Genomic DNA, 503 nt, shown 5'->3' with positions numbered 1-503 from the left:
GGCTTCGTCGCCTTCACCCCCTCGGCGAAGGCCGCCGACTGCGCGTTCCACGACGGCGGCTCGCCCGAGACCACGATCCCCACCGTGCCGGTGCGCGTCATCTTCGCCGCCAGAACCCCGGCAAGATAGGCCCCCTGATGGCCCGAGGCCGTGTAATCGGCAACCGCCCCCGCCTTCAGCGATTGCGGCGTGTCGACCACCGCGACCGGCACGTTGTATTGCGCCCCGACCTCGGGCGCGGCGGTGTTGTAGCCGCTCGCATGGGCGATCAGCAGGCCCGCGCCATCCTCGGCCAGCTCCTGCAGCGTCGGGCGCACGTCGCCATAGCCGAGGTTCTCCGCCACCTCGATCCTGATGCCCGCGGCCTTCGCCGCCGCCTTCGCCCCCTCGACACCCTGCTGATTCCAGCCGTAATCCGTGCCCTGCTCCGGCGTCAGGATCGCGATGGATTTCAGATCCCCGCCCCAGGCCGAAGCGGCGAGCGCCGCGGCAAGCGCCGCTCC

1 protein-coding gene is annotated in these 503 nt (G+C 71.4%); it reads right to left on the bottom strand.

The window, feature by feature from the left end; translation table 11 throughout:
• Window positions 1-503, bottom strand: a 503-nt coding sequence (locus CG50_RS16045) for a BMP family ABC transporter substrate-binding protein (RefSeq protein WP_211248648.1), incomplete at both ends; no start/stop codon positions are given.

Source organism: Paenirhodobacter enshiensis (assembly GCF_000740785.1).
GTDB classification, from domain to species: Bacteria; Pseudomonadota; Alphaproteobacteria; order Rhodobacterales; family Rhodobacteraceae; genus Rhodobacter; species Rhodobacter enshiensis.
The sequence above is the reverse complement of the archived record's forward strand: the minus strand, read 5'-3'. Positions and strand labels throughout refer to the sequence as shown.